Annotated in this window: 8 protein-coding genes and 3 pseudogenes; 9 read left to right on the top strand and 2 right to left on the bottom strand. The window is 62.4% G+C overall.

The features are described from left to right. Window positions 1–215: 215 nt before the first annotated feature. A pseudogene (locus OLX23_RS21690) lies at window positions 216–560 on the top strand (ATP-binding protein); the annotation flags it as partial. A gap of 146 nt (window positions 561–706) precedes the next feature. Here the strand turns inward: OLX23_RS21690 and OLX23_RS21685 are convergent. Next, window positions 707–880, bottom strand: a complete 174-nt coding sequence (locus OLX23_RS21685) for a YdcH family protein (protein ID WP_264447273.1) — start codon at window positions 878–880, stop codon at window positions 707–709. 817 nt (window positions 881–1,697) lie between these two features. On the opposite strand from OLX23_RS21685, the gene OLX23_RS21680 reads away from it, so the two are divergent. The 6 genes and pseudogenes from OLX23_RS21680 (at window position 1,698) to OLX23_RS21655 (ending at window position 4,833) form a co-directional block, all read left to right on the top strand. Beyond that, window positions 1,698–2,048 carry a hypothetical protein gene (locus OLX23_RS21680; RefSeq protein WP_264447271.1) on the top strand — a complete coding sequence of 117 codons (351 nt, stop codon included), beginning with the start codon at window positions 1,698–1,700 and terminating at the stop codon, window positions 2,046–2,048. A 203-nt stretch (window positions 2,049–2,251) separates the two neighbouring features. After that, window positions 2,252–2,614 (top strand): hypothetical protein, encoded by a 363-nt coding sequence (locus OLX23_RS21675; RefSeq protein WP_264447269.1) that lies wholly within the window; start codon window positions 2,252–2,254, stop codon window positions 2,612–2,614. A gap of 26 nt (window positions 2,615–2,640) precedes the next feature. Continuing rightward, window positions 2,641–3,261 (top strand): annotated as a pseudogene (locus OLX23_RS21670) (SDR family NAD(P)-dependent oxidoreductase); the annotation flags it as partial. A 297-nt stretch (window positions 3,262–3,558) separates the two neighbouring features. Continuing rightward, window positions 3,559–4,038, top strand: a complete 480-nt coding sequence (locus OLX23_RS21665; RefSeq protein ID WP_264447268.1) for an MbcA/ParS/Xre antitoxin family protein — start codon at window positions 3,559–3,561, stop codon at window positions 4,036–4,038. Then, complete coding sequence (locus tag OLX23_RS21660; protein WP_264447267.1) at window positions 4,035–4,517, top strand: RES family NAD+ phosphorylase; 483 nt, start codon at window positions 4,035–4,037, stop codon at window positions 4,515–4,517. Before OLX23_RS21665 ends, OLX23_RS21660 begins: the two co-directional genes overlap by 4 nt. A 115-nt stretch (window positions 4,518–4,632) precedes the next feature. Continuing rightward, the gene (locus tag OLX23_RS21655; RefSeq protein ID WP_264447266.1) at window positions 4,633–4,833 is read left to right on the top strand and encodes a hypothetical protein; all 201 of its coding nucleotides are present in this window, start codon (window positions 4,633–4,635) and stop codon (window positions 4,831–4,833) included. Between the two features lie 333 nt (window positions 4,834–5,166). Here OLX23_RS21655 and OLX23_RS21650 read toward each other — a convergent pair. Further along, window positions 5,167–5,502 (bottom strand): annotated as a pseudogene (locus tag OLX23_RS21650) (hypothetical protein); the annotation flags it as partial. A gap of 536 nt (window positions 5,503–6,038) precedes the next feature. Here OLX23_RS21650 and OLX23_RS21645 point away from each other — a divergent pair. Both OLX23_RS21645 and OLX23_RS21640 read left to right on the top strand, forming a co-directional pair. After that, window positions 6,039–7,349: a cytochrome P450 gene (locus OLX23_RS21645; RefSeq protein WP_264447265.1), complete on the top strand. Its 1,311-nt coding sequence runs from the start codon at window positions 6,039–6,041 to the stop codon at window positions 7,347–7,349. Further along, entirely contained in the window at window positions 7,346–7,558 is a 213-nt protein-coding gene (locus OLX23_RS21640; RefSeq protein ID WP_264447264.1) for a ferredoxin, read from the top strand. The genes OLX23_RS21645 and OLX23_RS21640 overlap by 4 nt, the downstream gene beginning before the upstream one ends. Window positions 7,559–7,607 lie beyond the last annotated feature (49 nt).

The following is a 7,607-nucleotide window of genomic DNA, read 5'->3' as shown; positions in this document are numbered from 1 at the left end:
CCCGCCCCCGTCAGCACCGTTACCTGCGTCATGGCTGTCCTTAAGCGCGTCCTTGTGTGCGACCCTAAGGACGTCTTCAGCTCACAGCCCAACCTCGACAAGCGGCTCAGGCCGGACGGTTACACAGCGCCCTCAGGGAGCTGGAGACGTTCCTCCACTATGCAGCCGGGCCTGGAATCCGCATCCACCTTCATCTCGATCCGGGCGCCCCGGAAATGGATCTCGATCTGCTGGCGTTCAATGCCGCGGTGATGAACCTCGTAGTCAACTCGCGGGATGCGCTTCTGACCGGCGGGACCATTGCAATCGGCACCATGTCTGTTTCGCTTCAACTGGCCCCTGAAGAAGGGCCAACCGCCTGTTTGCGCCTTACGATCGACGACGATGGGACCGGCATGCCGGAAGAGGTGCGGCGCAAGGTCGCCGATCCGTTCTTCACCACCAAACATGGCAGTGGCACCGGGCTCGGGATCCCGCAGGTGCAAGCCTTCGTCGAGCGCGCCGGCGGCTTCATGACGATCGACTCTGTGGAAGGCGAAGGAAGCACGGTCTCCCTGTTCATCCCGGCGCCTCACGCTTGGAAGCGCCGCTGTCCTCTGCCGCTTACATGCGGGCACCGGTGGTGGAGCGCCAACCAGAGGCGAAGGTCTCGTCGGCATGATTTTCGGATAGCGAGCCGGCGCCCCTTGGGACGCCGGCCGCATCATCAGTTCTTCGCCTTCTTACGCATCAGCGCGGTCAGGCGGTCCTTTACGGCCAATCGAAGTTTCTTGAGACGTAAAATCCTGAAGCTGTCGGGGAGTACGGCGCGACTTTCACGCTTGATGGCCTCGTCCAGGCGACGATGAATGTTCGTCAGTCTAAAAGCTGCAGCTGACATGATTTCCTCCAGAATATGACGCGGGCACTGTGCGCCCGCTGCTTGAGCGTGTTGGGGCCTCAAGCCTGGGGAGGAGCACGCGCGCGATAGTAGGTCGAACGCGCGCCGGGAGTGTTGGCGGAGAGTGTGGGTTTTGCCTGGGGCGCGGGGTGCAGAAGACCGACCCGGCGGAGGATCTTCGGTGCCGGAGGTGGGTAGAGGTCCGGCAGGAGCGTCGGTTGGCTCTCGCGGGGACTGGAGCGGAGGTTTGCTAGGGGGACCGCCGCGGCGTTGCTCGATCGAAAAGGCGTGAGCCGCGCGACTGCATCGCGAACTGACGGCGGATTTGAGACGGAGGAGCTGCCAGCCAGGAGGCCGAATAATAGGATGAGCGCCGCGCACCGCCCTCGTTGATCCCACCATTGTGCCCGACCCGGCACTTCGCACCTCCTCTTCTTCTCTCTCAACCTGGGGACTGGCGGTCGGATTGCAACCGGTGACCGGCGTAACGCTGGAATAGGTCGGGCTTCCGCCGCACTTCCGCCCTTGCTGCTTCGCGGCGTCTGGACTCAGGGCGCGTGACGTTGGCACATCCGGCGGATTGCTAAACGGCGTGGTTTGCCTGAGGCCGCTTCGGTGATACGGTGCCCAGATGGTCGTCCACCTTACTTTTCTTCGTCTCCAGGCGCACGGTGGCAGCCTCATGACCCGCTCCGCGGCCTCGGCGCGCCGCAGCCGATAGGCCAAGCGGCGCCGTCGGGGCTGACCGCGGCCGGAATCGGCCCGTAGCGGATAGGAAAGAGGTCCGCGGCGACGCGGCATCCACGGAGACCCTAAAATGAAGGAAGCAGCCGAGAGCAATCTCGCGACCTACGTCATGTTGCGTCGTGCCGACATCGAGGATGCGATGACGCGATATTTCTCCCACGACGGCGACGCCGGGCCGTCGGCCGAGGACGACTATGCGGCGAGACGCCTCGTGGATGTCCTGATCGAGGCCATGTGCGGTCGGGCCAGCGGCCTCTCGGATGACGTCGTTGAGTCGATACCGGGGGTCTACCTTTCGAAGTTCGGCGATGGGCTGGTTCCCATACTCAAGGACCTGATTGCCGAGGAGGCCTCGCCCTTGCTTCTGTCAAGGGCCATTGATGGCTACTGGCGCGCGATCCGTGCCAGCCGCTCCCGCTGACAATGATTTCGATCGCGAAACGTCCCGTAGGACTGCCTAGCTTCCCGACCGCCATCGCCGAGCGCGGGAGCGATGCGAACCTGTGGAAGCGCTATGCGTTTTCATGTCGTTCGGGTGGTCAGTGTTCCCGCGCCGATCCTCGGCGATATGGTCGACCTCGTGTCAGCCGCGGAATTCCTTTTTTAGATCATCGGAGTGATAATGTGTGGCGTATCACCGGCAAGCACCTTGCCATTAGCGAAGCGGGCGAGCGCTTTATCATCGTCGAGATGCGCAGCGGTCCGGAAAGCGACTGGATACTTCAAGACGGCCGCGCGCTAACGCGGAAGCCGGACGGCACTTTCAAGGTCGATGAGACTGGCGAGTCGCTGCGTAGCGTCACTACGGGCGGCGGCGATCGTCACGAGCCCAAATCTTACAGTGTTTTCATGAAACTGCGGCGGCACGGGGACGTTATCCAAACATGGATCTCGCCTGGACATGCGCCGTTGTCACCGGAGGTGAATCGGGCGTCGGCAAGGCCTGCGCATTGGCGCTCGGCCAGGCCCGCGCTGCCGTCGCGCTGACGTGATTCCATGATGAGGCGGCCGCCGAGGCGGTGGTTTCCGAGATAGTCGCGGCCGGCGGCAAGGCCATTTCAAGGCAGGCTGACGTGGGAAGCGAAACCGACGTCGAGGCGCTGTATACCGCCGCCGAAGCGAGCTTCGGACCAGTCAGGCTCCTGGTAAATTCCGCCGGCTTCAACATGACCGGGACACCGGTCCAGGACACGAGCCTCGCCCAGTTCGACCGCATTATGGGCTGATCTGCATGGACCGTTCCTTACGTGCCGGCAGCTCGTCCGAGGTTTGGAGGGGCGTCGGGGCGGGGCGCGCATCGTCAACATCTCGTCGATCCATGAACGTGCGCCTCTGCGGGGGCCGTCGATTACGACAGCGCCAAGGGCGGACTCGCGCAACTCACCGCGACGCTGGCGCTCGAGCTCGCCCCGCGCGGGATCGCGGTAAACGCCGTGGCGCCGGGAATGATCCTGACGCCGATGAACCAGTCTGCGCTCGACGACCCGGCAGAGCTGGCGCTCAAGGCCGCGGCGATACCCTGGGGGCGCGCTGGCCGGCCCGAGGAGGTGGCGGATCTTGTGCTCTATCTTCTGTCGCCCGCAGCGGACTACATCACCGACGGAGGGATTCGTATTTTAGATTTATCGTGTTGATAATTAAGTAAAAAAATTGATCTTGTAATCCTTACCCCACACTCAACCCCACACTCGGCACATGTTTGTCACGGTGGGCTCGCCAAGTGGAAATTTTTGCGCTCTGGCTCGTCAACCTGCGCGGCGCCATTCGCGCCAGAATGGGGTGAATCTCGACGGTCGGCTTCCCGCAATCTTTTGCGGTCCCTGTGATCTCAAAGAACAGCTTGATCTCAAAAGTGGCGGAAAAGTCACGGGTCACGTTTCAGTTGAATGGATGATCATATGAGCTATCTTAGTGCTCAAAGGAGCGCAATTATGGCGGAAGCAGTCGTCACCCGCAAATCCCCTTCCGCTAAGCCAGGGCAGGCATTCGACTTCCGGGCCGTCTACTCGGCAATGCCCGCGGATCGGATTGCGTTCATCAAGAGCGGCGTGTCGGCACGCAAAGCCAAGCTGCTCTTCAATCGCTTCCAGCTCGACCAGAAGGTCATGCTCGATGCGCTCGGCCTGAAGACGGCAACCGTCAATCGCAAGGCGGTCAACGACGAGACCCTCGCGATAGACGAGGGGGAGCGGGTCATCGGGCTCGTGAAGCTCGTGGGGCAGGTACAGGCGATGGTTGAAGAGGCCGGAGACCCCGAAGGGTTCGATGCGGCCGAGTGGCTCTCTGATTGGCTGCGGAGGCCGCTTCCTGCCTTCGGGGGAGTAAAACCCATAGCCTATCTCGACACGATGGAAGGCCAGGCACTGATCTCGCGCACGCTCGGGCAGATGTTGGCCGGCGTCTACGCATGAGCGAGACCTTCTGGCGCATCTCGCCGGACTCTAAAACCTACGAGGCCGATGACCTGTCGGGCACGGGCGCGGAAGTCTTCGGAGGGCGCTGGAACGAGGTCGGGGTTCCCTTGGTCTATGCGTCCAGTTCTCGCTCGCTCGCTTGTCTCGAAACGCTCGTTCATCTGGGTGTCGGTGCCTTGCCGCTCAACCGATATCTCGTGGCGATCGACATCCCCGACGACTTGCTGGCATCGGCCGAACAGGTCGAGCCTACCGAGCTCGTCGGTTGGGATGCCGAGCCTGCGGGGCGCGCAAGCATCGCTTTTGGAACGGGGTGGGCGAAAAGTCGGCTGTCGCTTCTGCTCGTGGTGCCGTCCGTTATCGTGCCCGAGGAACGAAACCTGCTCATCAATCCCGCGCATCCCGCTGCGGCCCGCGTTTCCGCGCGCAAAGTCAGGAAGTGGCTTTACGACCCACGCGTTCTGCGCGGTACCTAGTTCAGGGACTGGAATCCGGTGCTATAACCGCACGCTGAAACATTGAGTTTGGAGATGTATTTTGATCGGCCCCCGGAGGAGATAATCTAGGCTGTGCCCAGGTGACGGAGATCGCATGTCGCATCACAGATACCGTGTCAGCATCGCTGCCGCTTTGGCGGAGAGCGGCGCCCCCGATACCATTTTCGAAAGCCTTGGCTTCGAACTCTTGGATGATGGGTCGGTTTACCTATCGCTACCTCTCGGCGCAGAAATCCTGTCCGCGGATATGTGGGAGACCGTGACCATCACGAAAATCGGCGAACAGGTCAGCTAAGGCCGGGGGCTCTGCTGGTCCCAGTTCAGGGCGACGTAGTTCCCCGTTTGGAAAGGCCGCTTCGGGCGTGCCAAGAAAGATTGCAAAAATCAGCGGCAATGCGACGTCACGCGATCAGCGCTGCGCGAAATTTGCCGCCGAACTCTGCCGGCGCGGTTTGTCGCGAAACATCATGTCGCGTTCGCCTTCGCCGAGGCCGGCCTCCAATAAAGCGGGGATCACTTCCTCGTGAATGTGAAGGTAGTGATGGCGAGGTATGGCGACATGATAATCTTCGACCCCGGGGGTAGAAGTCCGACCAGGCGCGGCAATCGTGGGATAGCGCCAATTGGCTCACATAGCCGCGTTTGGCCATTTCGATGATCGTCGCGACACGCTCTTCCATCGGATCGTGAACACGACGCCGAACCGATTCATGCCGAGCAGCGAGCCGCGATCGGCTAGCTTCATCAGATAGTCGATATCCTTGCTGTCGCCGCAATGGCCGATGATCACGTGCTCGAGATTCACGCCTTCCTCGGACAGAACGCGCTGGGCGATCAATCCTGTTTGGGCCTGGGTCGCGGTGTGGACGGTCATCGGCGTGCCGGTGAGCACGTGGGCGCGGCCGACCGTGCGCATGATGCGCTCAACTCCAGGGCGCAGGCCTTGCATCTCGATCGCGCATTTTAGTTCGCCAGCCCCTGTTGCTCAATCCCAACAAAGTGTTCGACGTCCAGAGCTTCTTCGACGCGGACCAGTCGAGCATGCCGGCGAATGGTATCGTGACGGCGCGGTACGTTTCGGGCCGGACGATCTCGACGTCGATCCGCTTCTACTTCTCAACCTCTCCCCGTGCGCGTCATCGATCGCAGGATCGGTGACCCGCGTCCCTGAGCCGGCATTCGTCTGGAGACAATGCCGGCTATATTCTTCGCCAGGCCATTTGCCCACGGGGCGTCACACGTCCATCCGTCGGGCGGTTGGGCGACAAGTTCGTGGATCGGATCCTGCCCGATCGGACGTCGGGAAATAGCAGTCTGCCGGTCCCTTGCAGCTTGTGCGGGGCAGGGCTCTCTCAGCGCAATTCCCTTCAAGAACGAACGGCTTTTCGGCGGTGCCCTAATTCTACGGGCTGGTGCCTGGCGGCCTTTGCGAAAACGTCGGGCAGGGCTATGTGACCCTCCGGGATGGAGGGCGCGCAAAGCGCTCGACAAGGAGCCAACATGAACGATCAGGCCCAGGATTTCGAAGCCCACGACTTCTTCCTCAGCGACCGGTGGGTCGCCGATCCCTATCCCTATTTCGACTATCTGAGAACGAAGTCGCCGGTGCAGCGCGAGCCCCATCATGGCATCCTCATGGTCACGGGCTACAACGAGGCGCTGGAGATCTACAACGATCCCGAACGCTTCTCCTCCTGCATGTCGACGACCGGGCCTTTCGGTGGCTGCCCGATTCCGCTCGATCAGCATCGCAACGAGGACATCTCCGAGCTCATCGAGGAATGGCGCGACAAGACGCCGTTTCACGACCAGCTTCCGACGATGGACCCGCCGGTTCATTCCGCCCACCGTTCCCTGCTGATGTCGCTGATTACCCCGCGGCGCCTCAAGGAAAACGAGGATTTCATGTGGCGGCTGGCCGACGAGCAGATCGACACGTTCATCGGTCGCGGCGCCTGCGAGTTCATGGATGATTTCGCGCAGCCTTTCGCCGTGCTCGTCGTCTCCGACCTCTTGGGCGTGCCGCCCGAGGACCGCGTCGAATTCCGCAAGCACCTGATCCGCGTGGAGCAGGAGAGCGGCGGCGCCGTCGTTGGCGGCACCGATGGTGAGGTGACGCACGGTCCCCTGGAATTCCTCTACGACAAGTTCTCGGCCTACATCGAGGACCGCCGCGCCAATCCGCGCGAGGACGTTCTCACCGGGCTTGCCAAGGCCACGTTCCCCGATGGTTCGGTGCCCGAGCCCATGGACGTCGCTCGCATTGCCGCCAATGTCTTCGCGGCCGGGCAGGAGACCACCGTCCGGCTGCTGAGCTACGCCTTCCAGCTCATCGGCGATCGCCCCGATATCCAGAAGCGCCTGCGCGAGGATCGCAGCCTCATTCCCAATTTCGTCGAGGAGTGCATGCGCACCGAGGGCCCGGTGAAAGGCGACTTCCGCCTGACCAAGATGCCGACGACGGTGGGCGGCATCGACGTTGCGGCCGGCACGTTCCTGTTCATCGCCAACGGGGCAGCAAACCGAGATGCTCGAAAGTTCGAGAACCCGGCGGAATTCCAGCTCGATCGTAAGAACGCGCGTCTCCATGTCGGCTTTGGCGCAGGGCGCCACGCCTGCCCAGGCGCGCCTCTGGCGAGAGCGGAAACGATCGTCGCGCTCAATCGCATGTTCGATCGGACCAGCGGCATCCGCATCTCGGAGAAGGTTCACGGGCCCGCCGGCGCGCGGCGCTACCGCTATCTGCCGACCTTCATCCTGCGCGGCCTGACCCACATCGCCCTCGAATTCGACGCGAAGGAGGCGGAATGACCATGAAAGTCCAGGTCAATCCGGATATCTGCGCGGGTTTCGGCATCTGCACGGGCATCGCGCCGGAAATCTTCGAACTGCACGACGATGGCTACGCCGTCGTTCTCGTCAGCGAAGTGGCGCCCGCCGATGAGGACGCGATGCGCCGGGCGGAGAGCCAGTGCCCCGCGCGCGCGATTTCGCTTTCGGAAGATGCTTCGGTCGCCTGAGCGCGGTGGGGGCGACCAGCCGGGATGGGGAGGCGGGCATTGCAGGTGC

Source organism: Novosphingobium sp. JCM 18896 (assembly GCF_025938095.1).
GTDB lineage: Bacteria > Pseudomonadota > Alphaproteobacteria > Sphingomonadales > Sphingomonadaceae > Novosphingobium.
The sequence above is the reverse complement of the archived record's forward strand: the minus strand, read 5'-3'. Positions and strand labels throughout refer to the sequence as shown.